Raw genomic sequence first — 24,795 nt, 5'->3', positions numbered from 1 at the left:
TCAGGTCACCAGACCGCGGCGATACGCGTAGACGACGGCCTGCACCCGGTCGCGGAGATCGAGCTTGGTGAGGATGCGCGACACGTAGGTCTTCACGGTCTCCTGGCTGATGACCAGGGCCGCGGCGATCTCGCTGTTGGACAGGCCCTCGGCGATGAGCCGGAGCACCTCGAGCTCGCGCGGCGCCAGCTGGGTCTCCGCCACCTCCTCGGCGGGCCGGATGCGCGCCGCGAACCTGCCGACGAGCTGACGGGTCACCTCCGGCGCGAGCAGGGCGGCACCGCTCGCGACCGTCCGGATGCCTTGCAGCAGCTGGGCCGGCGGCGCGTCCTTGAGCAGGAACCCGCTCGCACCGGCCCGCAGCGCCTCGTAGACGTACTCGTCCAGGTTGAACGTCGTCACGACCAGGACCTTGACGGGATCGGGCACGCCGGCGCCCGCCAGCAGCCGGGTTGCCGCGATGCCGTCGAGCACCGGCATCCGGACGTCCATCACGACGACGTCCGGATCGACCTCGCGTGCCAGATCAACGGCTGCGCGTCCGTCCCCGCACTCCCCCACGACCTCCATGTCCGGCTGGGCGCCGATGATCGTCGAGAACCCGGTGCGGATGAGCGCCTGGTCGTCGCACACGAGCACACGCACCGGTGCGGTCACGCCGGGTTCCCCGCGGGGATGCGCGCGCTGACCACGAAGCCGCCGTCCCGTTGGCCCGCCGAGAACTCGCCGCCCAGCACGTCCACGCGCTCGCGCAGCCCGGCCAGACCGCGCCCGCTGCCACCGACCTGCGTGGACGACTTGGCGCCCTCGGTGCCGACCTCCACGGTGATCTCCCTTTCGCCGTACCGCACGTACACGTTCGTCGGGTTGCCGTGCGCGTACTTCAGCGCGTTCGTCAACGCCTCCTGCACGACCCGGTACGCGACGGCCTCGGCGCTGCCCGCGTCCCGCACCGCCTCGCCCTCCTCCGCGAACTCGACCGGCTGCCCGGCCAGCCTGGTCTGCTCCACCAGCGCGCGCAGGTCGCCCACGGATTCCGGGCTGTGGTCGGGGTTGAGCAGGTCGAGCAGGTGCCGCAGATCCGTCAGCGAGCGCCGGCCGGTGTCGGTGATCGCCTGCAACGTCTGGTCCAGCCGGTCGGGTGCCGCCGTCAGGTACCGCGCGGCCTCCGCCTGCACCACCATCGCCGTCACGTGGTGCGTCACGACGTCGTGCAGCTCGCGGGCGATCGAGGTCCGTTCCGCGACACGGGTGGCCGCGGCGACGTGCTTGCGGCGTTCCTCCTCGGCACCGCGCGAGAGCCGCAGCCACGCGCCGATCCCCCAGGCGGCGGCCAGTGCCAGGTAGAACGTGACGAACCCGGCCACACCCTCGGTCGCGCCGCTCAGGTCCAGCGCGACGGACAGCCCGACGTACCCGGCTGAGAGCGCGATCACGGTGCCACGCCGGTGATGCGAGAGGTGCAGACCGGCGCTGATCAACGCGATCGGCAGCGCCGTGCCGCCGACGGTGTGATAGCCGAGCAACTGGTCCACGGCGAACGCGATCGACACCACCGCGAGGCAGATGAGAGGCCACTTGCGCCGCACGACCAGCGGCAGGCACTCGAAGGCGATCACCACGAGCGCGAGGGCGTCGAACGGCCGGTTCGCCAGCCCGCCGAGCTGGGTGCCCTTGTCGTGCAGCGCGGGCACCATCGATCCCAGCACGAGCAGCAGCGCGATTGGCGCGTCCTGGACGCGGACGTCCCAGGCGCGCCACCGCTGAAGGCTGATCACGCGGCGAGGGTAGCGGCCGACGAGGCACGGCCCCGGCGCGGCACCAGGTTGCCGCGACGCTTGGCCAGCCACAGGAACACGACCGTCACCACGACGCCGGTGAGCACCGAGTACACGCTGGCCTCCGGCCCGAACGCGCCGCCGCTGACGATCGAGGGCCCGGACGTGACGCCGTCGAGCAGGCCCTTCGGGGCGTCCTGACCGGACACGCTGGTGCTGAAGATGCCGCCCTGGGCGAAGTTCCACGCGAAGTGCACCCCGATCGGCACCCACAGGTTGCGGGTGGCGGCGTACACGGCGGCGAGCATGAACCCGGCCTCGACCGCGATGGCGAGCGAGCTCCACAGCGTCGCGTTCGGGTTGAAGTAGTGCGCCAGCCCGAACAGCACGCCGCTGAGCCCCAGCGAGATCCACGTGCCGAGACGTTCCTCGACGATCCGGAACAGCACACCGCGGAACATCAGCTCCTCCGTCACCGCGGCGGCGGCCATGAACCCGAAGATCGCGATCGCACCGGTCAGCGACCCCCAGCCGCGCACCTCGTAGCCGCCGAGGAAGTAGATGTTCGCGATCACCGCCACGAACATCACGAGTCCGATGAGGACACCCCGGCCGAGCGCCGCCGCAGCCGTTCGCCGCGCGACCTCCACCGGTTCTCGGTGTTCGGTCTTGCGCACCACCCAGGCGTACGAGACCAGCGCGAGCACCGCGGCGGCGAGGCCGACGACCAACGTCAGCGGCGCGTTCCACGTCACCGCCTGCACGGCCGTGCCACCGGCGAAGGAGACCAGGACCACCACGGCCAACTGCTTCAGAAATCGCATGACCGGAACACTAGGAATTTCGGGCGTCCGGAACGTCCCCGCGCGGTGGACATTCGCTTGTAGCTCGTTCGGGGGACACCAGGAAGTGTCAACTCGACACGCTTTTCGTCGAGTTGACACTTCCTGGTCACGAGTCTTTGGAAGATGTAAAAGCACTGAGCGCCGCGGACAGCCAGGCGAACGGCTTGAACTCGGCGGCCTCCTCAGCCGTCCCGTCGATGATCGCCACCAGCGACTGGTACCGCGTGAACGGATCGGTGGACGTGGCGGCCTCCTCTCGCGACTCCAGGTACATCTGCTCGATGGCGAGCACGTCGGTCGCGAGCTTCGCGCGGAACTCGACGCTGTCCGGCGTCTCGGTGAGCTCCCCCAGGTGCGCCGCGTAGAGACCGGCGATCTCGCGCCCCAGCGGTGAGTCCGCCGGAGCACCGGCCCGCTGCGCCTCGTGCGCCCGCGTCAGGATCGCGCCTCCCCGTTCGAACACGCCCACCATCTCCGCCGACGTCATGATCGCGGCACCGGGCGTGGAGAAGGTGTCGCGCAGGGCCTCCTTCACCTCACGCCGGAAGTGCGCGTCCTGCACCAGGTTCGCCAGCTCGATCCACGCTTCCAGCTGCTCGGTGGACGGCTCGTCCGGCAGGACCAGAGGACCGTTGCGCATGATGCCGAGGAAGTCCGGGCTGACGTCGAGGCCTTCGCTGATCTCGTTCCAGAAGTCGTCCATCAAACGGTCGCGCTCGTCATCGGACATGCCGGCGAGCTTGTGCATGAGGATCACCTGCTCCGCCTCCGTGTGCTGCCGGGCGATCGTCCTCAGCACCGCCCGCCTCGACCGGATCCGGCGGGCCTGGTCGTCCAGGCGGAGCAGATGTGCGGTGGCGAGGTCGGAGAGGGTCACCCTGCCGTCCAGCAGCCGCCGGATGTCGTCGAGGCCCGCGTCCAGCTCGCGCAACGTGCCGACGAACTCCAGCCGGGCGATCGCGTGCACGTCGTAGAGCCGGTGTCCGGCGGCCGTGACCTCGGCGGGAGCCACGATGCCCTCGTCGGAGTAGAACCGGATCGCGCTGACGCTCAGCCCGGTGCGGCGCGCCACCTCCCCGATCGCGTACAACCTGTTGTCGTTCATGAGGCCACTATCGGACCTCAAGCGACTTGAGAGGCAAGTCGCACACGACTTACTTGAGCTTTACTATTGCTTTACCTATGCTGACCCGCGAGGGGAGTACTTCCCAAGCGTCTACCCGGTCAGTACGGACACCCCGGCGTGTCCTCGGGAGGCCACCCGCACCGGGTGAAGGAGACCTCGGACGATCGTGTTCGAGGAGGATCTGTGCCCGTGCAATCCGTGGCGTCGCCGACTTTGTGGTTCGTGAGCATCGCGGCGCTGCTCGCCCTGCTGGTGCTCGACTTCCTGGTGACGCGCCGCCCGCACGAGGTGTCCGTCAAGGAGGCCGCCGGCTGGTCCGTCTTCTACCTCGCGCTGCCGCTGGTGTTCGGGCTCTGGCTGTGGTTCGCGTTCGGCAGCGGCCAGTCGCTGGAGTTCGTCACCGGGTTCGTGGTGGAGAAGTCCCTCTCGGTGGACAACCTGTTCGTCTTCATGTTGCTGCTGGCCGCGTTCAGCGTGCCGTCCGAGATCCAGCAACGCGTGCTGCTCTACGGCATCGTCGGCGCACTCGTGCTGCGCGGTGTGTTCATCGCGGCCGGTGCCGCGATGCTGTCGGCAGGCACCTGGGCGTTCCTCGTGTTCGGGCTGGTCCTGCTCGTCTCGGCGGTGAAGATCCTGCAGACGGCGCTCGCCGGTCACCCCGAGGCCAAGGACACCTCGAAGATGCGGTCGGTCCGGCTGCTGCGCAGGCTGATGCCCGTCACCGACGACTACCGCGGCACGAAGATGATCGTCCGCGAGAACGGGAAGCGGGCGCTCACGCCGCTCGCGATCGTGGTGGTGGCGATCTTCGCGACCGACGTCGTGTTCGCGATCGACTCGGTGCCCGCGGTCTACGGCATCACCGAGGACCCGTACCTGGTGTTCACCACCAACGCGTTCGCGCTGCTCGGACTGCGCGCGCTGTACTTCGTGCTGCACTCGGCGCTGGCCAAGCTCGTGCACCTCAACCACGGGCTCGCGCTCATCCTGGCGTTCATCGGGGTGAAGCTGGTGCTGCACTGGGCGCACGGCGTCTGGCCCGCCGTGCCGACGATCCCGACGCCGGTCTCGCTGGGCGTCATCGTGGCCACGCTCGGCATCGTGACGCTGACCAGCCTGCGGTCCCGCCGCAAGGAGGAAACTCCCGTCAGGCCGTAGGTTCGACGGATGCAGGAACAGCCTCTGGCCATCGAGGTGCGCGGCGCGCGGGTGCACAACCTGCGCGACGTCGACGTCACGGTGCCGCTGCGCAAGCTCGTCGCGATCGCCGGCGTGTCCGGTTCGGGCAAGTCGTCGCTCGCGATGGGCGTGCTGTACGCGGAGGGGTCACGGCGCTACGTCGAGGCGCTGTCGACCTACACCCGCCGCCGGATGTCGCAGGCCCCGCGTGCGGCCGTCGACAGCGTCCGGCACGTCCCCGCCGCGCTCGCCCTGCGGCAACGTCCGGGCGTGCCGGGGGTGCGCAGCACGTTCGGCACCTCCACCGAGCTGCTCAACGTGCTGCGGCTGCTGTACTCCCGGCTCGCCGCGCACCTCTGCCCGAACGGCCACCGGCAGGAGCCCACGATCGCCGTGGCGCAGGAGCTCGACCTGACCTGCCCGGTCTGCGGTGTCACGTTCGCCGCGCCCGGTGCGGAGGCGCTGGCGTTCAACTCCGACGGCGCCTGCCCGCACTGCACCGGCACCGGCGTGGTCCGCGAGATCGACGACGAACGGCTGGTGCCCGACCCGTCGCTCACCATCGCCCAGGGCGCCGTCGTGCCGTGGGCGATGTTCGGGCTGTCGATCATGCCCGAGGTCATCGGCGAGTTCGGCGTGCGCACCGACGTGCCGTACGCGGAGCTGACCGACGACGAACGCGAGTTCGTCATGAACGGCCCCGCGGAGAAGCGGCAGATCCGCGTGCCCTCCAAGGCGGGCCGGGTGTTCGACCTGAACTTCACCTACCGCAACGCCCGGCTGGCCGTCCAGGAGGCGCTGAACAACGCCACCACCGAACGGGGACTCAACCGGGTCAACAAGTTCATCAGCGCCCAGACCTGCCCCACCTGCCACGGCACCCGACTCAGTCCTGCGGCACTCGGGCCGCTGGTCGAGGGGATCGACCTGGCCGAGGCCACCGCGAAGACGCTGGACGACCTGGTCGCGTGGGTGCCGTCGATCGAGAGGTCCCTGCCGGCGGACATGCGTGCGATGGCCCAGAGCATCGCCGGGCAGTTGCTCGGCACCGCGGGGCGGCTGGTCGAACTGGGTCTCGGTTACCTCAGCCTCGACCGGGCGTCCTCGACGTTGTCCACCGGCGAACGGCAGCGCGTGCAGCTCGCGCGGGCGGTGCGCAACGAGACGACCGGCGTGCTCTACGTCCTGGACGAACCGTCCATCGGCCTGCATCCGTCCAACGTGGACGGACTGCTCGGCGTGGTGCGGGACCTGTTGCGGGACGGCAACTCCGTGGTGCTCGTGGACCACGACGTGCAGGTGCTGCGCGAGGCGGACTGGCTGATCGAGATCGGTCCCGGTTCCGGCGCGGAGGGCGGCAGGGTCCTCACGACCGGGGACGTCCAGGCGCTCGCGGCGAACCCGGACTCGTTGCTGGGCGGCTTCCTCGTCGGACGCGAACCGGTCGTCGTGCGGGAGCGGGTGAGCGAGGCCGAGATGTTCACACACGGACGGATCCACCTCGCCACCCGCCCGTTGCACACGGTCCACGCCCTCGATCTCGACCTCCCGCAGGGACGCCTGACCGCGGTCACCGGTGTGTCCGGCTCGGGGAAGACCACGCTGGTGCTGGAGAGCCTCGTGCCGGCGCTGCAGGCCAAGGGCTCGGGCGACCGGCTGCCCGCCTGGGTCGCGGAGGTCGACGCCGGGGCGATCACGCGGGTGAACGTGGTCGACGCGACCCCGATCGGCGTCAACGTCCGCTCGACCGTCGCCACCTACAGCGGCGTGCTGGACGATCTGCGGCGCGCCTACGCGGCCAACGCGGAGGGGCTCACCGCGAGCGACTTCTCCTACAACACCGGTTCGCTCCGCTGCCCGCGTTGCGAGGGCACCGGCGAGATCTCACTGGACGTGCAGTTCCTGCCGGACGTCGACATCGCCTGCCCCGACTGCGGTGGCACCCGCTACTCCCCCGCCGCGAGCGAGTACCACCGTGCCGGGATCACGTTGCCCGACCTGCTGGCGCTGACCGTCCGGCAGGCCGTCGAGCACGTCGGGGACATGCGCCGGGTCCGCACCCGGCTGCGGTCGCTGATCGATCTGGGCCTGGGTTATCTGACGCTCGGCGAGGCGACGACCGCGTTGTCCGGCGGCGAGGCCCAGCGGCTCAAGCTCGCGTCCGAGCTGGACCGCGACCAGGCGGACGCGCTGTTCGTGCTGGACGAGCCCAGCGTCGGCCTGCACCCGCTCGACGTCCGCACGCTGCTGTCGGTGATCGGGCGCCTCACGGACAGGGGCGCGACGGTCGTCGTGATCGAGCACGACCTCGACCTGATCGCCAACGCGGACTTCGTCGTGGACATGGGTCCCGGCGGTGGCGCGGCAGGCGGCACGATCGTCGCCGCCGGCACACCGCAGCGGGTCGCCGAGACTCCGGGCAGCCTCACCGGCCAGTACCTCGGCGAACACCTCACGGTTTAACGGACAACTGTCCGTTATCGTGGGTCTATGCCTGCTCGCTCTGACACCGGCCCCGACTTTATCGAGGCGCTCGCCCGCGGCCTGGACGTGATCCGCGCGTTCCAGCCACTGCGCCCGGTGATGACGCTCAGCGAGGTCGCGGCGGCCACCGGGCTCGCGCGGCCGACCACGCGCCGCATCCTGCTCACGCTGGTCGAGCTCGGCTACGCGCGGCAGGGCGAGACCGGCTTCGCGCTCACGCCGCGGGTGCTCGAGCTCGGCGTCGCGTACGTGCGGTCGATGGGCCTGTGGGACGTGGCCCGCCCGCACATGGAACGGCTGTGCGCCCGCACCAACGAGTCCGTGTCGATCGCGCAGCTCGACGGGCCGGACATCGTCTACGTCGCCAGGGTGGCCGTGCCCAAGATCGTCACGCTGTCCGTGCAGATCGGCACGCGGTTCCCGGCCCTGTCGACCTCACTGGGAAAGGTGCAGCTCGCCGCGTTGCCGCCGGCCGAGCTGGAGGCCGTGCTCGCCCAGCCGACGCGGTCGGGGCTGAGCTCGCGGTGGCAGCCGGACGCGGCCGAGCGCGACGCCGAGCTGCGCGACGTCCGGGCGCGCGGGTGGGCGTTGACCGACGAGCAGCTCGCGCTGGGCATCCGGTCGGTCGCGGCGCCGTTGCGGGACGGGACCGGGACGGTGATCGCCGGGATCAACGTCAACTGCCACGCGTCCGAGACGTCGGTCGAGCACATGGTCGAGCACCACCTGCCGCTCCTGCTGCAGGTCGCGGGCGAGATCAGCGCCGACTTCGCCCGGCTCGGCACGGTGCCCCACGAGGTCGTCGCGTCCTGAGGGCTTGACCCGCGGCCGTCGAAGGTTGACGATTCAACGGACACGTGTCCGCCAGACGGTCAAGGAGTTCAACGATGAGTTCCATCGTCCTGAGAAACGGCACTGTCCTCACCATGGACGGCCGTCAACCCCTCGTCGATCACGACGTCCTCGTCACCGGCGACCGGATCGCCGCGATCGGCCCGCGGCTGGAGGTGCCGGAGGGGACCGAGGAGGTCGACGCGACCAACGGCATCGTCATGCCGGGCATGATCGACACGCACCGGCACATGTGGCAGACGGCGATGCGCGGCTACGGCGCGGACTGGACGCTCACGCAGTACTTCGTCTGGTACTACCTGGAGTGGGGCAAGGTCTTCCGGCCGGAGGACATCCACGCCGGCAACCTCCTGGGCGCGGCCGAGGCCCTCGACGCCGGTGTCACCACGACCGTCGACTGGTCGCACGGCCTGCAGACCACCGAGCACGCGGACGCCGCCGTCGACGCGCTGCAGGCGGTGCCCGGCCGGTTCGTGCTGGCGTACGGGAACATCCAGGACAGCCCTGCCAACTGGACCGCCACCCCCGAGTTCCGCGACTTCGTCTCCCGCCGCATCACCGGTGACGACATGCTGGGCTTCCAGCTCGCGTTCGACGTGACCGGCGACCCGTCGTTCCCCGAGAAGCCCGCCTTCGAGGTGGCACGGGAACTCGGCGTCCCCGTCACGACGCACGCGGGCGTGTGGGGCGCGACGAACGACGACGGCATCAGGCTGATGTACGACAACGGGTTCATGACGCCGCAGTCGATCTACGTGCACGCGGCGACGTTGTCCGCCGACTCCTACCACCGCATCGCGGCGACCGGCGGGTCGATCTCCGTGTCGACCGAGAGCGAGCAGAGCGCGGGCCAGGGCTACCCGCCCACCTGGGCGATCCGCGAGCACGGCATCCCGGTGTCGCTGTCGATGGACACCTCGGTGTGGTGGAGCGGCGACCTGTTCTCCGCGATGCGCACGACGTTGGGTGCCGACCGATCGCGCGAGCACATGGCAGCGCACAGCAAAAACGACACCGTCACGCACTCCTCGTTGCGGGCCCAGCAGGTCGTGGAGTGGGCGACGATGGGTGGCGCACGGGCTCTGGGACGTGCCGCGGACCTCGGCAGCCTCGAAGTCGGCAAGAAGGCCGACATCGTGTTGCTGCGCAACGAGAACTCCCCCGCGATGTTCCCGATCCTCAACCCGTACGGGCACGTGGCGTTCCAGGCGCAGCGGTCCGATGTGGACACCGTGATCGTCGACGGCCGGATCGTGAAGCGCGACCACCGGCTCGTCGGCGTCGACCTCGACTCCATCCGCACGCAGGTCTCCGGCACCGTCGACCACCTGCGCGCGCAGCTCGGCGAGGAGGCGTGGGCCAAGGGCATGAACCCGGACGTCCCCGAGTCCAAGGTGCTGGACAACCCCTACACCTACACCGAGTACCGCGGCGACACCAGGACGTCCGTCTGATGGGTGGTCCACTCGAAGGCCTGCTCATCGCCGACTTCTCGCGTGTGCTGGCAGGCCCGTACGCGACCATGCTGCTGGCCGACATGGGCGCGTCGGTCGTCAAGGTCGAAGGCCCCGCCGGGGACGAGACCCGCACGTGGATGCCGCCCGTCCGCGACGACGTGTCGACCTACTACCTCGGCGTCAACCGGGGAAAGCGGTCGATCGCGCTCGACCTGCGCGACGCGGAGGACGCCGCGCTGGGCCGTGAGCTGGCCCGGCGCGCTGACATCGTGATCGAGAACTTCAAGCCCGGCGGCCTGGCCAAGTACGGGCTCGACCACGCCTCGGTCAGCGCGGACAACCCGCGGGTGATCTACGCGTCGATCACGGGTTTCGGCTCCGGCGAGGGAAAGCACGTTCCCGGCTACGACCTGATGGTGCAGGCGATCTCCGGGCTGATGAGCCTGACCGGGGATCCGGAAGGGCCGCCGTACCGCGCGGGCATCTCGGTGTTCGACGTGATGGCGGGAAACCACGCCGTGATCGGCATCCTCGCCGCGCTGCGCCACCGCGACCAGACCGGCCAGGGTCAGCTCGTCGAGGTGAACCTGCTGTCGTCCGCGCTGACCGGGTTGGTGAACCACAGCTCGGCGTTCGTGGCGGGCGGGGTGGTGCCGTTCCGGATGGGCAACGCGCACCCCAGCGTGTTCCCGTACGAGCCGCTGCCGACCGCCGACAACGACCTGATCATCGCGGCCGCCAACGACGGTCAGTTCCGGAAGTTGTGCGAGGTGCTGGGGTTGTCCGAGGTGCCGGACGACCCGCGGTTCGCCCGCAACGCCGACCGCACGCGCAACCGCGAGGAGCTGCGGCCCGTTCTCGAGGAACGGCTGCGGACGCGAGGCGCCGTCGAGTGGTTCGACCTGCTGGTGGCGGCCGGGGTGCCGTGCGGGCCGATCAACACGATCGACGGCGGGTTCGCGATGGCCGAACGGTTCGGGCTCGACCCGGTCGTGGTGGTCGGGGACGTGCCGACGACCCGGCACCCGATCCGCTTCTCGGAGACGCCGGCCGTCTACGAGCTGCCACCACCCGAGTTGAACGAGCACGGCGACGAGTTGCGCGCCTGGTTGAAGGAGGACCGTGACGGTCTATGAGACGGCGCTCGGCGCGTCGACACCCGACACGATCACGTTGCTGGGGCACGACCTCGCGCGCGACGTGATGGGCAACGTCGGGTTCGGCGAGCTGGCGTTCTGGCTCGCCACCCAGCGCAGGCCGAGCCCCGGCGAGACGCGGCTGTTCGAGGCGGTGCTGGCCGCGCTCGCCGACCACGGGTTCACGCCGACCGCGATCGTCAGCCGTCTGACGCTGCTGTCCGCACCGGACTCCGTGCAGGGCGCGCTCGCGGCCGGGCTGCTCGGCGGCGGGTCGCGGTTCCTCGGCGTCACCGAGGACGCGGGCCGGTTCCTCAACGCGGTGATCAGCGCTCACCCACCCCGTGAGGACTGGGACGAGCTCGCACTGGAAACCGTTCGGGCGCAGGGGAAGGCCCGCATCCCCGGGCTCGGCCACCACGTGCACAAGAACGGCGACCCCCGCACGCCGCGCCTGTTCGAGATCGCCGAGGAGGAGGGCCTGATCGGGCCGCACCTCTCGTTGTTCGCCGCGATCGGGCGCGTGCATCCACAGGTGCTCGGCAAGACGTTGCCGCTCAACGGCGCCGGCACGTGCGGCGCGGTGCTGGCGGACCTCGGCCTGCCGCTGGAGCTGTTGCGGGGCTTCGCGTTGCTGGCCCGCACCGCCGGGCTGATCGGTCAGCTCGCGGAGGAGCTGCGCAACCCCGTCGCCAACCAGATCTTCCTGTCCGTCGATCAGAACACCAGGTCCGTAGCACCTGTCGAGGAGTGAGCAATGCAGCTCGTCACCGAGGACAACGTCACCGCGCTCGCCGAGCAGCGCTGGGCCACCGCGAAGGACCCGCGGACAGCGCAGCTGATGACGGCGCTGGTCCGGCACCTGCACGACTTCGCCCGCGAGGTCCGGCTCACCGAGGCCGAGTGGATGGCCGCGATCCAGTGGCTGACGGCGACCGGGCAGATCAGCGATGAGAAGCGCGAGGAGTTCATCCTCGCCTCGGACGTGCTCGGGCTGAGCATGCTGGTGGTGCAGATGAACCACCGGTTCGACGCGGGCGCGACCCCGGCGACGGTGCTCGGACCGTTCCACATCGACGGCTCCCCCGAGCTCGGGTTCGGCGGCGACATGTCCGACGACGTGGCAGGAACCCCGCTCTACGTCACCGGAACCGTGCGTTCGCTGGACGGCACGCCGGTGCCCGGTGCCGTGCTGGACGTCTGGCAGGCCGACGCCGACGGCGCGTACGAGGCCCAGCTCGACGTGGACGAGGCGCGGTTGCGGGCGAAGTACCGCGCCGAACCGGACGGCGGCTACTGCGTCCGCACGATCACGCCGAAGGGGTACTCGATCCCGATGGACGGGCCCGTCGGCGCGTTGATCGAGCAGACCGAGATCAGCCACTTCCGGCCGGCGCACGTGCACTTCCTGCTCACCGCCGACGGGTTCGAACCGCTGATCACGCACCTGTTCGAGGAGGGCGCCGAGTACCTCGACAGCGACGTCGTGTTCGGCACCAAGCAGGAGCTCGTCGTCCGGTTCGAGGCGCGCGAGCCCGGTGTCACGCCGGACGGCGGTCTGTCCGAGGTGCCGTGGGTCCTCGCCGAGTACGACTTCGTCCTCCAGCCGTGCGCGCCGCAGTAGTCGTTCGTCCCGGTCAGCCTCCGTCGCTCGCTGACCGGGACGAGCCTTCCGGCGAGGTCGTCGTGGACGTGCTCGCCGCACCCATCACGCCGTTGGACCGGTTGTGCGCCAGCGGGACGTCGTACTTCGGTGTGCCCGCGACGCCTTATGTGCCTGGCGTGCAGGGGATCGGCACCGTCGGCGGGCGTACCGTGTGGTTTCCCACGAGCGCCGGGATGGCACCCGGTGACGGCAGCATGGCCGCGAAGGCGTTGGCACGGCAGGAAGACCTGGTGTTCCTGCCGGACGTCGACCCGATGCTGATGGCCGCGCTCGGGTTGTCCGCCGTCGCCGCGCACAGGGCGTTGGACTCGCTGACACCCGGCGAGTCCGTGGTCGTGCTCGGCTGCGGCGCGGTCGGTCAGGCCGCGATCCAGCTCGCGCGTCTCGCCGGTGCCCGGCGAGTGGTGGCCGCCGCGCGTTCGGAAGAAGGCCGCAAGCGCGCGGCACGGGCAGGTGCGGACGTCGTGGTGGCGCTGGAGGACGTGGCTCAGGCCGCACAGGGCGCCGACCTGCTGATCGACCCGCTGTTCGGACCGCCCGCCGCCGCGGCCGCCCAGGCGTTGCGCCCCGGCGGCCGGTGGGTGAACCTCGGCGGGTCGGCTAGCGAGACGTGCCCGGTCACCTCGTCCACGTTGCGCAGCCGGTCCTTGCAGCTGTCCGGCTACACCAACAACGAACTGACCACCCGGCAACGGGCCGACGCCATCTCCGCGATCGCCCGGCACGCGGCGGCGGGCGCGCTGACCGTCGAGCACGAGGTGGTGCCGCTGGCCGGTGTCACCGACGCCTGGCACCGCACCGCTCACGGCCGGGTCGTGGTGGCCATGTAGTCCTGGACCTTCTTCAGCGTCACCGGGTCGTCCATGCCGCCGCCGTGCCCGACCTGGTCCGTGACGACGTGGATCGCCTTGCGCCCCAACTGTTCCTGCACCTTCTCCGCCCAGACCTTCGGCGTCGCCGGGTCCAGCGAGTTGCTCAGCAACAGGGTGGGGTTCTCGCTGCGCGAGGACACCGGCTTCGGCCGCCCGGTCCTCGGGCCGCCGACGCAGATCGAGCTGTAGTTGCTGGCGTTCGTCGAGAACCCGACCACCGGCGCGGCCTTCCTCGTCGACTCGAGGTCCGCGCGGGCCTCTTGCACGTTCGGCACGGCGAACGGCCAGTCCGAGCAGGTGTTCGGGTCCGCGTACTCGATCCGCCGCGGCGGCTGCTCGCCTGCCTCGTCGGGGAACGGGTTGCGTCCGTCGGCGAGATCACGCAGCCCCTTCGCCACCTCGCCGAAGTCGCGCGGCGCGAAGATCTCGACGTAACGCGTGATCATGACGTCCGACCACGGGAAGCCGAAGAACGTGCCCGGCACCTCGCCCGCGTTCTGCTGGGCCCTGCGGAACACGTCCGCCGCGTTCTGGCCGTGCAACGCGCTGTCCGGCGTCGCGGCCGACCACTGCGCGAACTTCGTGAAGATCGCCTCGACACCCGCCGCGGCCGTGGTCATGAACTCCCGGCGGTCCTGGTCGGGGTTCATCACGCCCTCGATGATCGAGCCGTCGACGTGCCTGCCGAACCTCTCCAGGTAGCGCTCGGCCGGCAACGTGCCGTACGAGAGGCCGTACACGCTGACCCGCTCGGCACCCACGGCCCTGCGCAACGCGTCGGCGTCGTTCGCGGTGCTGTACGCGTCGAGGTGGGCGTCGAGTTTCGGCACCCCGGTCGTGCAGGTCGACCAGAACGCCTTCTGGTTCTTCTTGAGCGCATCGAACGCCCCGGCGTCGGTCGGCGGCACGTACCCGATCTTGAGGATCTTGTCGACGTCGCAGGTCATGGGGTGGCTCTCACCGACGCCGCGCGGGTCCAGCGAGATCAGGTCGTAGCCGGGCAGGGCGGGCCGCAGGGTGCCGAACGTGAAGTCGCCGGGCTGGCCGGGGCCGGACGGGAAGCCCAGGATCGTTCCCTTGCTGTTCTCGGCCTTCTGCCGGTACGCGCGCAGGCCGACCGTGCCCTTGCCGGGTTTCGCCCAGTCGACCGGCACGGTGAGCGTGCCGCACTCGACGCCCTCTGCCACCGGCTTGTCGCACGCGCCCCACACCACGTCCGGTTCCGCCTGGGCCGCGGGGACGAGGGCCAGCGGAACCATGCCCACCACTGCCGCTATCAGTGCACTGCTTCGAAAGGTCACCACCGCAGAGTGGATCCGCGGCCCGTCAGCCCGCGTCACGCTGGAGGTGGGGACGAAGGTCCACCTCAGGTAGCACAACCTGCACGGGTGATCATGGCGTGCCACCATGGACCCGGTGGATCGACGCAGGTTTCTGAAGGTGGCGGGGCTTGCCGGCGCTGGTGCCGCTCTCGCGGCGTGCACCTCCCCCAGCACCACCGTCCCGGCTCCGCCACCGTCCAGTTCGTCCGTTCCGAGTGGACCGCCCGACTGGACCGCTTTGCGCGGGAAGATGTCCGGTCAGCTCGTGCTCGCGGGCGAGGACGGGTTCGCCTACCAGGGCTTCAACCCCGTGTGGGACGGCCGGAAACCCGCCGCGATCGCCAAGGTCACCTCCGCCGCGGACGTGCAGGCGTGTGTCGAGGCGGCGCGTGGTCGCGTGGCCATCGCCGCCCGCAGCGGTGGGCACAGTTATGCCGGGTACTCGTCGCCGTCCGGTGGGCTGCAGGTCGACGTGCGCGGGCTGGCCGGGGTCGAGGTGCTGCCGGGTGGTCAGGTCCGAGTCGGTTCCGGCGCCGCGCTCGGTGACGTGGCGAAGACGTTGGTGGCCTCCGGGCAATGCCTGCCGACCGGCACGTGCCCGTCCGTCGGCGTCGCTGGCCTGACGCTCGGCGGTGGTATCGGCGTGCTGTCCCGCAAGTACGGGCTGACGTGCGATCACCTGGTGTCGGCGACCGTGGTGACCGCCGACGGACGGCTGCTGACCGCGTCCGCGCAGCAGGAGCCCGACCTGTTCTGGGCGTTGCGCGGCGGGGGTGGCGGCAACTTCGGGATCGTCACGGAGTTCGTGTTCAGCACCGTGCCCGCGCCTGAGGTCACCGTCTTCTCGCTGTCGTATCCGGCCGGTGCCGCGGCCGACGCACTCGGCGCGTGGCAGTCGTGGATCGCGCAGGCGCCGGACGAGCTGTGGTCCAACGTCGTCGTGCGCGGCGGTGCCCAGCCGAGCTGCCGGATCGGTGGCTGTTTCATCGGTTCCGTGGGCGCGCTGGCCGCGTTGGTGAACCAGCTGCCCGCGCCCGCCCAGCGGTTCATCCAGCCGAAGACCTACGCCGAGGCCACCCAGTACTTCGCGGGTGGTCCGATCGACCGCGAGTCGGCCGTGGCGTCCTCGCGGATCGTGCGCGACCCGATCGGCGACCCGGCGAAGGCCGTGGACCTGCTGGCGGGCCAGTCCGACGAGACGTACCTGATCTTCGACGGTCTTCGGGGCGCGGTGGCCGCCGTCGCACCGGACGCGACGGCGTTCCCGCACCGCACGGCCCTCGCGAACGTGCAGATCTACCTCAAGACCCCGCCGGAGGCCGCGGACGAGGCGCGCGTGAGGCTGGCGGCGATCCGGGACGGGCTCGGCGCGCTGGTCGGCGACACCGGGTACGTCAACTACATCGACCCGCAGATGCCCCAGTGGGCGCAGGCGTACTACGGCGGCAACCTCGCCCGGTTGAAGGAGGTCGCCACCAAGTACGACCCCGACCGCGTGTTCGCCTTCGCGCAGGCGGTTTCCCGGTGACACCGGACCAGTGAGCTCGTGACCGGTCCGGTGTGACCCGTCCACTGGTCGGACGCTGTGCGGCAGAAGTTCCCGAACTCACCCTTTGGAGGGAACTGATCGGGTTCGGGCACCGACTAGATGCTCGTGGAAACGACAGGTCTGCCGGTGCGGCTGGCGGGGGTGAGCTGCGCGCACGGCGGCAGGACGGTCGTGCGCGACGTCTCGCTCGACGTCTCTCCCGGCCAGCGCGTGGCGCTGACCGGCACCAACGGCTCCGGCAAGACGACGCTGCTGCGCGCTGTCCTCGGCCTGCACCGCGCGTCCAGCGGGGTCGTCGAGGTGGGTGCGCGCCAGGCCCGCACCGCCGCTGACTGGACGCGCCGGCGGCGTGAGATCGCGTGGATCCCGCAACGGCAGGCCGCCGGGCGGTTCCCGCTACTGGTCGACGAACTGCTGGCGAGCAGCGGCGCCCCGGAACATGCCCGTGCGGCCGCCCGGGATCTCGGGGTCGGCGGCCTCGGACGGCAGCCGGTGCACACGTTGTCCGGCGGGCAGTTGCAGCGGGCCTACCTGGCGCGGGCGATCGGGTGCATCGAGGCCGGGGCCGGGCTGGTGCTGGCCGACGAACCCACCGCGGCGCTGGACTTCGAGGGGCAGGCGGCGGTCGCGGGGCTGTTGACGAGCCTGCCGGTCACGGTGCTGGTCGTGACGCACGACCGGGCCGTGGTGCAGCGGTGTGAGCGCGTCCTCGAGATGGCGGCCGGGACGTTGCGGGAGATCACATGATCGAGCTGCTCGAACTCGCCGCCGTGCAACGGGCGGCGTTCGCCCTGCTGCTCGGGGCCGTGGCCCTGCCGATCGTCGGCGTCGTGATCATCGGCCTCGACATCATGCCGGTCCGCTTCGCGATGATGCACATAGCGTTGCTGGGCATCGCGGTCGGCCTGCTGACCGGCCTGGACCCGTTGCTGTGCGCGGTGGTCGCGTGTGGACTGTCCGGCGCCGGCCTCACTCCCCTGGCCCGCAGCTCCTCCGGCCTGTCCGGGGCGATGGGCCTGCTGATGAGCCTCGCGATCGCCGCGGCGCTGCTGGTCCTGTCGACCTCCGGGGTGAACGCGTCGGCGGCGTTCGAGCTGCTGTGGGGCTCGATCCTGGCGACCAAGACCGGTGACGTGATCCTTCTCGGCGCTCTCGCGGTGATCGTCCCCGGGCTGTTCGTGTGGCGGCGCAGGCAGCTCGCGCTCCTGCTGCACGACCGCGAGCTGGCCGCGTGCTCGGGCGTGCCGGTCAACCGGCTGACGCTCGTGCTGCTGGTGCTGGTGGCGATCGCGATCGCCGGGGCGATCCGGCTGACCGGGGCGTTGCTGGTGGACGCGCTGACGTTGCTGCCCGCGCTCGCCGCCCGCCGTCTCGCGCAGTCCCTGACCGGGATGGCGCTGTGGGCGGTCGGCATCGGCGTCGTCGTGAACCTGGCCGGGTTCGCCCTGGCCCTGCTGCTGGACCAGCCGCCTGGTCCGGTCCTCGTGCTCCTGGCGGGTGCTGTCGCGCTCGCCGCTCATCTCATTCCCGAACGGAGAACCCTCGCATGGCAGTCCGCCTCCTCGCACTGACCGCCGCACTGCTGCTGGCCGGGTGCGGAACGACCGCGCAGACCCCGTCCCCGCAGTCCGGGCCCAGGGTCGTGGCGACGACGAGCTGGGAGGCCGGGTTCGCGAAGGCGGCCGGCGCCACCGACGTCACGGTGATCGTGCCCAAGTCCGTGCTGCACGCGCCGGACTACGACCCGAAGCCGTCCGACCTGAAGGCGGTGGCGGGCGCGGACTACGTGCTGTACGCGCCGTTCGAGTCGTTCGCCACGAAGATCACCGACGCCGCCGGGTCGAACGCGAAGAAGGTCGAGGTCGCCCTGGACAACTCGCGCGACAAGGTCAAGGCCGAGGTCACGCGGCTCGGCGAGCTGTTCGGGACGCAGGCGGCGGCGAAGAAGTGGATCGAGGGCTTCGACGCCGAGTACACGAAGCTCTCCGGCGAGGTGAAGGCCAAGTGGCCGGGCGGGCAGCAGCCCAAGGTCGTCGCGCAGATGTTCGTCGGCTACGCGGCCGACCTCGCGGGCGCGCAGCTGCTCGGCGTGTACGGGCCGGAGCCGGTCACCGCGTCGCAGGTCCTGGAGCTGCGCAACAAGGCGCCGCAGTTCGTGTTCGAGAACTCCCACATGAGCACCGGGACCGTGCTGCCCGACGCGAACGCCGAGCAGGTCAACCTCGTCAACTACCCCGACGACGACAACGACCTGCTCGGCGTCTACCGCGCCAACGCCAAGACGATCAGCGACGCTCTCGCCTAGCGAGCAGCCGCAGGGCGTCCCGGTCGACCTTGCCCGCGGGGCTGAGGGGGAACTCGGGCAGCACCAGCAGGTGTTCCGGGTGCTTGAACCGGGCGAGCTCCCCCAGGAACTCCCCGAGCTCCTCCACGGTCACCGGGGCGCTCACCACGAGGCACGCGCACAGCCGCTCACCCATCAGCTCGTCCGGCACGCCGACGCAGGCGACGTCCCGGATCGACGGGTGGGCGGCCAGCGCCTGCTCCACCTCGGCCGGGCTGATGTTCGCACCACCGCGGATCACGATGTCCTTGCGGCGCCCCACGACGTCGAGGTACCCCTCGGCGTCGAACACGCCGAGGTCGCCGGTGCGGACCCAGCCGTCCGGCGTGCGGTAGCGGGCGTTGAGGTCGTCGTCGACGTACCGCAAGGGGCTCATCGGTCCGCGCGCGATGATCTCCCCGACCGCGCCTGCCGGGACGGGGTTCAGCGAGTCGTCCACGACGAGAATCTCGGCCACCGCAGGATTCGGGCGGCCTGCGCCCCGGTCCGGCGGGTCGTCCAGCGCGGTGTGGCAGTTGACGCCGTCAGCCGACCCGTAGACGTTCACGACGACGGCGTCGAACACCTCGCGGCACGCCTGGGCCGTCGCCGCGTCGAGCTGCGCGCCGCCGGGGGCGATCACGCGGATGGACTCGAAGTCGCCCGGCTGGTCGAGCAGCATCTTGAACATCGTCGGCACGCCGAACAGGTGCGTCGGCCGCGCCCGTTCGATCAGCTCCACAGTGGACTGCGGGCTGAACTTGCCCTGCAACACCAAAGTGCCGCCGTGCCGCGCGAGCGTGACCGTGGTCCCGTTGCTGCCGAACGACGACGCGAGCGGCACGAGGAACAGCGCTTTTAAGGCTTCGCCCGGCGGAATCAGCCTGCCGACGAACGCACCCCGCCCGCCGAGCAACGCGTTGTGCGAGTAGAGCACCATCTTCGGCTCGGCCTCCGAGCCCGACGACACGAGGATCCGCGCCGGCCCGTTCGGATCGGAGCGCACCGGCTCGAACACCCCGGCCGGCGCGAGCAACGAGGCCGTGGACCACGCTCCCGGCAGGTCGTCCGCGATCACCCCCACCGCCCCGCTGCGGCTGACGAGCGACCGCGCCTCGTGCTCCCCGCGCCCGACCGGGAACGGCAGCACCACGCCACCCACCGCGGCGACGGCGAGATCCGCCGCGACCGCGTACCGGCCGTTCGGCAACTGCACGGCCACCACGTCACCGGGCCGCACACCGCGTGCGTCGAGGTTCGCGGCCATCCGAAGGGCGATCTCGTTGAGCTGCACGTAGGTCAGCTCGCCGTCGTCGTCGATCACGGCTGTGCGCAAGGGGTCTAAGAACACCCGCACCGCGAACAGGTCGTAGATGTCGCGATCCGGGTAGTGCCCCTGCTCGGCCCACTCGTGGCGCAGCGAGGCAGGAACGAGGTCGTGGACGGTGGTGGTCGTCATCTGAACCTCCAGGGTGTCAGGACTTCGGGGCAACGGTCGGAGTCGAGCGCGACCACACCGGCGAACCGCGGGTCGGTGCTGATCGAGGCGAGGTCGTCGGTGACGGGCACGCCGTCGTGCACCCACCCGCCGTCGCCGAGCAGGGGCCGGCGGAATCCTTTTGCGGGACGGCCGTTCGCGTTCATCTGCAGGAGTTCGGCCGCCGCCAGCAACGACGACTCGGCCCGGACCGCTCTGCCGGTGCGTTCGCGCTGCAGCAGGGCCGCGACGGTCGTGCAGGCGCCGAGCAGGCCGCCCAGCACGTCGAGCAGGGTCATCAGCGACGGCGCCGGGGGCTCGTCCGCTGGTCTCAGCAGTGCGCCGAGTCCGGTGCGGGCCTGGGCCATGAAGTCGGTGCCCATCGGCGCGCCGGGGAGTCTGTTCGCCCAGCCCGAGGTGTGGACGAACACCAGTGCCGGGTTCACCGCGGCCAGGTCGTGCGCGCCGAGGCCGAGGCGTTCGGCGGTGCCGGGGGCCCAGTTGTGCAGGAAGACGTCGGCGGTGCGGACGAGCTCCCGGAGGCGGTCGCGGTCGGCCGGGTCCTTGATGTCGATCTCGACGGCGCTCTTGCCTCGGTTGAGGGCCAGCCAGCGGGCGGAGGCGTTGCCGCACATGGGTGGCATGCCGCGCAGCGGGTCGCCGCCAGGGGGTTCGACGCGGATCACGGTGGCACCGAGGAGGCCCAGTAGGTGGGCGGCCAAGGGGGCTTGGACTCGGCGGCCGGCTTCCAGCACGACCAGGCCGGAGAGAGGCAGGGCGGGCTCGGAGTGCGGCACGGAGGCGGGGTGCGGCATGGAGGAGGACCTCTCGCCAAGCCACGCCGCTCCCCTCCCACCCGCGAGGTCCGCCGCAGCCAGCTCGAACACCGGCCCACCCGTCGAGCCAGGCGGATGCAGGTGGCAGATGCTCATCCCCGTCGCCCCCGCATGCGCCGTCAACTCGGCGAACGTCCGCCCCTCCGCCGCCGCGTGCAACTCCCCTGGCAGCGGCGCGGTAGCCGTCGGATACCGGAATTGGAACGGCCGCCACCCCGCCCCGATCACCCGCCCAGGCACGCCGAGACCGGCCCAGAACGCCTGCCACACCCCAGGATCGAGCGCCTCGACCTCGAACAGCACCCCGTCCGAGCTCAGGAACGGCGGCCCACCCGGTTCCAACGCAGTCGCCTCCGCCTCCGGCGCACCAGCCGCCGCGAGGTACTGCGAGACCGTCATCAGCGCGGCCTGCGCAACACTCGTGGTGACCAGCGACCGGCCGCCGAACAGCGCCGCGAGCAGCCCGGTACCGCCGATGACGCCGGCGGCGGTGGCGCAGTAGTCCAGGCCCAGGCCCCGTGGTGAGCCCTGGCTGCGGCCGTGCACGTGCATCGGGCCGCACACGGCCTGGGCACTCGCCTCGTCGACCACCTGGCCGCCGCGCAACGGGCCGGCCCAGCTGACCGTCAGCGAGCAGGGGCCCGAGACGTGGGCGGGTTCACCGTGCTCGGCCGGGAACCGGGACACGCTTGCGCCCGACTGGTGCAGGAGCGCACCGAGCACGTCGGCCGCGGCCGAGTCGCCGCGGACGGTGAACTCGTTGGCGGACAACGGCGGATCGCTCGTCGTCCGGTCGAGGTGCAGGGTCACGCGGGCCTCCTCCTGGCGGCGGTGCTCGGTCGTCCACCAGTCGGACGGGACACCGCCCGAGTTCCCAGTGGGAGGAGAACGCCGGTGCGGGAACGGGTTTCCGCGTTCGTGTGCGAGCACGTGCGGCCAAGTGAGACGGTGCTGGACGCCGGAGGTGCGGCAGGTCAGGCGGAACTGGCGCGGTTGCGGGAACTGGCGAAGGCCGCGGGGTTGTGGGCCTTGCCACTGCCGCGGGAGTTGGGCGGTGGCGGGCTCGCGCTGGACGAGTACTTCGCGGTGGCGGAGCAGGAGGGCAGCAGTGATCACGGGCCGGCCGCGCTCGGGTCGGCCTGCCTGCTCGACGTGCGGATGTTCCAGCGCTTCGCCCGTCCGGCCGTGCTGGAGCTGCTGAAACCGTTGGTGGCCGGGGAGATCAGCGGCAGCTACGCGATGACGGAGCCCGGCGTGGCTGGCTCTGATCCAATGGCCGCGCGCACGACAGCCGTTCGGACCTGCGGCGGGTGGAGGATCAACGGGCGGAAGTGGTTCACGACCGGGGCCGGAAGTGCTTCCTACGTCACGGTTCTGGCGAGCGGGTCGCTGTTCGTCGTCACGGACTTCCGGGTGGTGCGGGAGATTCCGGTGCTGGGCGTGGGCGGGCAGTTCGAGATCGCGCTCGACAACGTGTTCGTACCGGACGACCACCTGCTCGGCGAAGAGGGTGACGGGCTCGCCATCGCCGGGACGCGGCTCGCGCTCGGGCGGACGTTGCGGTGCCTGCGGTGGATCGGGATGGCAGAGCGCGCGTTCGAGCTGATGTGCGCGCGGGCCAACGAACGTCAGGTGCGCGGCAGTGCACTGGCCGATCGGCAGTTGGTGCAGCAGCACGTCTTCGAGTCGTTGCTGGCCATCCGGTCGGCGCGGGCGCTCACCCGGCAGGCCGCGGATCTCGTCGCGGCGGAACAGGACGCGCGCACCGCGATCGGGCTGGCCAAGGTCGCGGCCGCGCGCACGCTGCACCAGGTCACCGACGCGGCGATCCAGGTGTTCGGGGCGGAGGGCCTCGGGCCCGGCACGCCGTTGCCGATGCTCGCGCGGATCGGCCGGGCGGCACGGATCCTCGACGGCGCCGACGAGATGCACGTCTCCGACACCGCGCGGCGCGTGCTCAGAACTCGCGCGAACTGACCTCCCCGGACGCGATCGCCAGTGCCAGGGCGTAGAAGAACGTGCCCCACACCAGTTCGTGGTTCGACAGGTCGTCGTAGGTGCCGCCGAGCAGCCTGCCGTCGTGCACCGCCGCCCCCAACCTGGCCAGCACCGGCGACGCGTCGAGGCCGAGCTTGAGCATCGCGACGGCGGCGATCGCGTCGGCCGAGGTGTCGCCCGGCGCACGCCACTCCAGCGCCATCGACTCGGCGAGCGGGCGGTAGTCCTCGCCGAGCCGCTGCACCGCGTCCGCCGCCGCCAGAAGCAACCATGCCCGGCCACGCGGCCAGGTCTCGGTCAACCGCAGATGAGCGTCCACATGAGACCGCGCGAGGTCGTGCAGGCCGGCGGAGGCCAGCAACGGCACCGCACCGGCCGCGCCGTCCGCCCGGATCCCGGTGTCCGGACCGAACGCCGTGCCCCACGGGATCACTCCGCCAGAAGCACGTGATGCCAGCGACCAAGCGGCGCGTTCGGTGTCTCCCTTGCCGTACCAGAAGATCAGGCCCTGCAACACGGTGTCGGTGTCGTGCCAACAGGAGAGCCTGGCCGTCCAGCGCGCCGCATCACGGTGACCGTGCAGCCACAGCAACCCCGCCCAGCACCCGCCGGCCCACGAGCCGCGAGCCGTTGTGCGCCAACGACCGGAGACCGGGTCGGCGTACAGCGGGAACCGCGAGCCCACCTCCGCCAGCACGGCGTCGACGCGGTTCATCGCACCCGCCGCGCGACGATCGCCGCCACGAGGAACTCCGCCGCCACCAGCACCCAGCCGGCCGTGTAGCCGAGCAGCCCGAAGACCGGCGGGCCGACCGCGAACCCGGCGAAGAACCCGGCCGACACGAGCGCGGAGTTCCGTCCCAGCTCAGGTCCCGCGGAAGAGGCCACGACCAGCAGCATCGAGATCGCGTTCGCCGCGACGGCACACCCGCCCACGACCACCATCGCCACCCAGGCCAGCGCGGGCGCCCCGGTCAGCAGGAGCACCGGCGACAACACAGCTCCAGCGCACAACCAGACCAGCAACGACCCCGCCGACCTCCCCGCCGCCCGCGACCACAGGATCCGGCCCACGATCCCGACCACACCGAGCACCGCCACCAACCCGGCCGCGACCGGCGCCCGGAACCCGAGCTCCTCGGCAGCGAACAACGCCACATAGGTGTTCACCGCGGCGATCCCGGACCCGAGCAGCACGGAGAACCCGGCAAGCCGCCAGATCAACGCGTTTGCCCGCAGCGACACGTTCAGCGCCGGACGGCGGGCAGGAGCCGGGTCCTCCGGCAACGCCAGACACGCAAAAGCCGCCAGCAGAGCCACAAAAGCAGCGACACCGACCGCGAGCCGCCAGTCCACCCCCTCCGCGAGCCACGCCAAAGGCAACCCGGCGACGAACGCGCCCAGCTGCACCCCGGACTGCTTGATCCCCAGCAGAACGGGCCGGCGCGGCGCGTCCACGGAGACAGCGATCAGCTTGTTGGTAGCAGGATTCGCCAACGCTTGAGGAATCCCACCTAGTGCCACCGCGAGCACCAGGAAAACGTAGTGCGGCGCGGCAGCGAGGACCGTCAACGCCAAGGCACTGGCCAAGAACAACGCGACGAGAGAACGCCGAGGCCCCAGCGCGTCCACCGCCGGCCCGATCGCCAGCGACAGCACCACGGCCACCCCGAACCCGGCCGTCACGAGCACCCCGAGCAACGGCCGCGCGATGCCGAACTCCCGCACCAGCACCGGCGAGAGCGCTCCCAGCAGGAACAACGGCAGCATCGACGCCGTCATCGCCGCCGTGGTCAGCACCGGCACCGCCGCCCGCCCGCGCAGGTGAACCTTCTCCACGACCACTAGTCGCACGGACGAGCCAGGAAGTTCCCCGGGAACCGAACGCGGGGGCG

General features: G+C 71.0%; 22 protein-coding genes. 13 read left to right on the top strand and 9 right to left on the bottom strand.

The window, feature by feature from the left end; genetic code table 11:
* From ACSHWB_RS33305 to ACSHWB_RS33290, 4 genes are all read right to left on the bottom strand, one after another.
* A complete protein-coding gene (locus ACSHWB_RS33305; protein ID WP_439657249.1) occupies positions 1 to 657 on the bottom strand; it encodes a response regulator in 657 nt (218 codons plus the stop codon).
* Positions 654 to 1,778 carry a sensor histidine kinase gene (locus ACSHWB_RS33300; RefSeq protein ID WP_439657248.1) on the bottom strand — a complete coding sequence of 375 codons (1,125 nt, stop codon included), beginning with the start codon at positions 1,776 to 1,778 and terminating at the stop codon, positions 654 to 656. The genes ACSHWB_RS33305 and ACSHWB_RS33300 overlap by 4 nt, the downstream gene beginning before the upstream one ends.
* Positions 1,775 to 2,602: a lysostaphin resistance A-like protein gene (locus ACSHWB_RS33295; protein ID WP_439657247.1), complete on the bottom strand. Its 828-nt coding sequence runs from the start codon at positions 2,600 to 2,602 to the stop codon at positions 1,775 to 1,777. The genes ACSHWB_RS33300 and ACSHWB_RS33295 overlap by 4 nt, the downstream gene beginning before the upstream one ends.
* A 127-nt stretch (positions 2,603 to 2,729) precedes the next feature.
* The gene (locus tag ACSHWB_RS33290; RefSeq protein WP_439657246.1) at positions 2,730 to 3,728 is read right to left on the bottom strand and encodes a MerR family transcriptional regulator; all 999 of its coding nucleotides are present in this window, start codon (positions 3,726 to 3,728) and stop codon (positions 2,730 to 2,732) included.
* 204 nt (positions 3,729 to 3,932) lie between these two features.
* Here ACSHWB_RS33290 and ACSHWB_RS33285 point away from each other — a divergent pair, with 204 nt between their 5' ends.
* The 8 genes from ACSHWB_RS33285 (at position 3,933) to ACSHWB_RS33250 (ending at position 13,353) form a co-directional block, all read left to right on the top strand.
* Positions 3,933 to 4,907: a TerC/Alx family metal homeostasis membrane protein gene (locus tag ACSHWB_RS33285; protein WP_439657245.1), complete on the top strand. Its 975-nt coding sequence runs from the start codon at positions 3,933 to 3,935 to the stop codon at positions 4,905 to 4,907.
* A 9-nt stretch (positions 4,908 to 4,916) separates the two neighbouring features.
* Positions 4,917 to 7,391 carry an excinuclease ABC subunit UvrA gene (locus tag ACSHWB_RS33280; RefSeq protein WP_439657244.1) on the top strand — a complete coding sequence of 825 codons (2,475 nt, stop codon included), beginning with the start codon at positions 4,917 to 4,919 and terminating at the stop codon, positions 7,389 to 7,391.
* 27 nt (positions 7,392 to 7,418) lie between these two features.
* Positions 7,419 to 8,225 (top strand): IclR family transcriptional regulator domain-containing protein, encoded by an 807-nt coding sequence (locus ACSHWB_RS33275; RefSeq protein WP_439657243.1) that lies wholly within the window; start codon positions 7,419 to 7,421, stop codon positions 8,223 to 8,225.
* A 74-nt stretch (positions 8,226 to 8,299) separates the two neighbouring features.
* Positions 8,300 to 9,718: an amidohydrolase family protein gene (locus ACSHWB_RS33270; RefSeq protein WP_439657242.1), complete on the top strand. Its 1,419-nt coding sequence runs from the start codon at positions 8,300 to 8,302 to the stop codon at positions 9,716 to 9,718.
* Positions 9,718 to 10,857 (top strand): CaiB/BaiF CoA transferase family protein, encoded by a 1,140-nt coding sequence (locus ACSHWB_RS33265; RefSeq protein WP_439657241.1) that lies wholly within the window; start codon positions 9,718 to 9,720, stop codon positions 10,855 to 10,857. Before ACSHWB_RS33270 ends, ACSHWB_RS33265 begins: the two co-directional genes overlap by 1 nt.
* Positions 10,844 to 11,611: a citryl-CoA lyase gene (locus tag ACSHWB_RS33260; protein ID WP_439657240.1), complete on the top strand. Its 768-nt coding sequence runs from the start codon at positions 10,844 to 10,846 to the stop codon at positions 11,609 to 11,611. Before ACSHWB_RS33265 ends, ACSHWB_RS33260 begins: the two co-directional genes overlap by 14 nt.
* A gap of 3 nt (positions 11,612 to 11,614) precedes the next feature.
* Positions 11,615 to 12,481: a dioxygenase gene (locus tag ACSHWB_RS33255; protein WP_439657239.1), complete on the top strand. Its 867-nt coding sequence runs from the start codon at positions 11,615 to 11,617 to the stop codon at positions 12,479 to 12,481.
* Positions 12,466 to 13,353 carry a zinc-binding dehydrogenase gene (locus ACSHWB_RS33250; RefSeq protein ID WP_439657238.1) on the top strand — a complete coding sequence of 296 codons (888 nt, stop codon included), beginning with the start codon at positions 12,466 to 12,468 and terminating at the stop codon, positions 13,351 to 13,353. The genes ACSHWB_RS33255 and ACSHWB_RS33250 overlap by 16 nt, the downstream gene beginning before the upstream one ends.
* Here ACSHWB_RS33250 and ACSHWB_RS33245 read toward each other — a convergent pair.
* The gene (locus ACSHWB_RS33245) at positions 13,326 to 14,696 is read right to left on the bottom strand and encodes an alpha/beta fold hydrolase (protein WP_439657237.1); all 1,371 of its coding nucleotides are present in this window, start codon (positions 14,694 to 14,696) and stop codon (positions 13,326 to 13,328) included. The two genes, ACSHWB_RS33250 and ACSHWB_RS33245, sit on opposite strands and share 28 nt — an antisense overlap.
* Before the next feature lie 106 nt (positions 14,697 to 14,802).
* Between ACSHWB_RS33245 and ACSHWB_RS33240 the strand changes: the two genes are divergently transcribed.
* The 4 genes from ACSHWB_RS33240 to ACSHWB_RS33225 all read left to right on the top strand — a co-directional run bounded on the left by ACSHWB_RS33240 (position 14,803) and on the right by ACSHWB_RS33225 (position 18,571).
* The gene (locus tag ACSHWB_RS33240; RefSeq protein WP_439657236.1) at positions 14,803 to 16,245 is read left to right on the top strand and encodes an FAD-binding oxidoreductase; all 1,443 of its coding nucleotides are present in this window, start codon (positions 14,803 to 14,805) and stop codon (positions 16,243 to 16,245) included.
* Between the two features lie 126 nt (positions 16,246 to 16,371).
* On the top strand, positions 16,372 to 17,013 hold the full coding sequence (locus ACSHWB_RS33235; RefSeq protein ID WP_439657235.1) for a metal ABC transporter ATP-binding protein: 642 nt from the start codon (positions 16,372 to 16,374) through the stop codon (positions 17,011 to 17,013).
* Entirely contained in the window at positions 17,010 to 17,837 is an 828-nt protein-coding gene (locus ACSHWB_RS33230) for a metal ABC transporter permease (RefSeq protein WP_439657234.1), read from the top strand. Before ACSHWB_RS33235 ends, ACSHWB_RS33230 begins: the two co-directional genes overlap by 4 nt.
* Entirely contained in the window at positions 17,813 to 18,571 is a 759-nt protein-coding gene (locus ACSHWB_RS33225; protein ID WP_439657233.1) for a metal ABC transporter solute-binding protein, Zn/Mn family, read from the top strand. Before ACSHWB_RS33230 ends, ACSHWB_RS33225 begins: the two co-directional genes overlap by 25 nt.
* Here ACSHWB_RS33225 and ACSHWB_RS33220 read toward each other — a convergent pair.
* Together ACSHWB_RS33220 and ACSHWB_RS33215 are read right to left on the bottom strand one after the other, a co-directional pair.
* Positions 18,552 to 20,048, bottom strand: a complete 1,497-nt coding sequence (locus ACSHWB_RS33220; protein ID WP_439657232.1) for a class I adenylate-forming enzyme family protein — start codon at positions 20,046 to 20,048, stop codon at positions 18,552 to 18,554. The two genes, ACSHWB_RS33225 and ACSHWB_RS33220, sit on opposite strands and share 20 nt — an antisense overlap.
* The gene (locus ACSHWB_RS33215) at positions 20,045 to 21,712 is read right to left on the bottom strand and encodes a CoA transferase (RefSeq protein WP_439657231.1); all 1,668 of its coding nucleotides are present in this window, start codon (positions 21,710 to 21,712) and stop codon (positions 20,045 to 20,047) included. The genes ACSHWB_RS33220 and ACSHWB_RS33215 overlap by 4 nt, the downstream gene beginning before the upstream one ends.
* Before the next feature lie 84 nt (positions 21,713 to 21,796).
* Here ACSHWB_RS33215 and ACSHWB_RS33210 point away from each other — a divergent pair, with 84 nt between their 5' ends.
* A complete protein-coding gene (locus tag ACSHWB_RS33210) occupies positions 21,797 to 22,879 on the top strand; it encodes an acyl-CoA dehydrogenase family protein (RefSeq protein ID WP_439657230.1) in 1,083 nt (360 codons plus the stop codon).
* Here ACSHWB_RS33210 and ACSHWB_RS33205 read toward each other — a convergent pair.
* Together ACSHWB_RS33205 and ACSHWB_RS33200 are read right to left on the bottom strand one after the other, a co-directional pair.
* Complete coding sequence (locus ACSHWB_RS33205) at positions 22,860 to 23,615, bottom strand: hypothetical protein (protein ID WP_439657229.1); 756 nt, start codon at positions 23,613 to 23,615, stop codon at positions 22,860 to 22,862. The two genes, ACSHWB_RS33210 and ACSHWB_RS33205, sit on opposite strands and share 20 nt — an antisense overlap.
* Entirely contained in the window at positions 23,612 to 24,739 is a 1,128-nt protein-coding gene (locus ACSHWB_RS33200; protein WP_439657228.1) for an MFS transporter, read from the bottom strand. Before ACSHWB_RS33200 ends, ACSHWB_RS33205 begins: the two co-directional genes overlap by 4 nt.
* Between the last annotated feature and the right edge of the window lie 56 nt (positions 24,740 to 24,795).

Origin of the sequence: Lentzea sp. HUAS TT2 (assembly GCF_051853195.1) — a bacterium.
In the GTDB taxonomy this organism is placed as follows: Bacteria; Actinomycetota; Actinomycetes; order Mycobacteriales; family Pseudonocardiaceae; genus Lentzea.
This window is presented reverse-complemented; position numbering and strand designations above follow the sequence as displayed.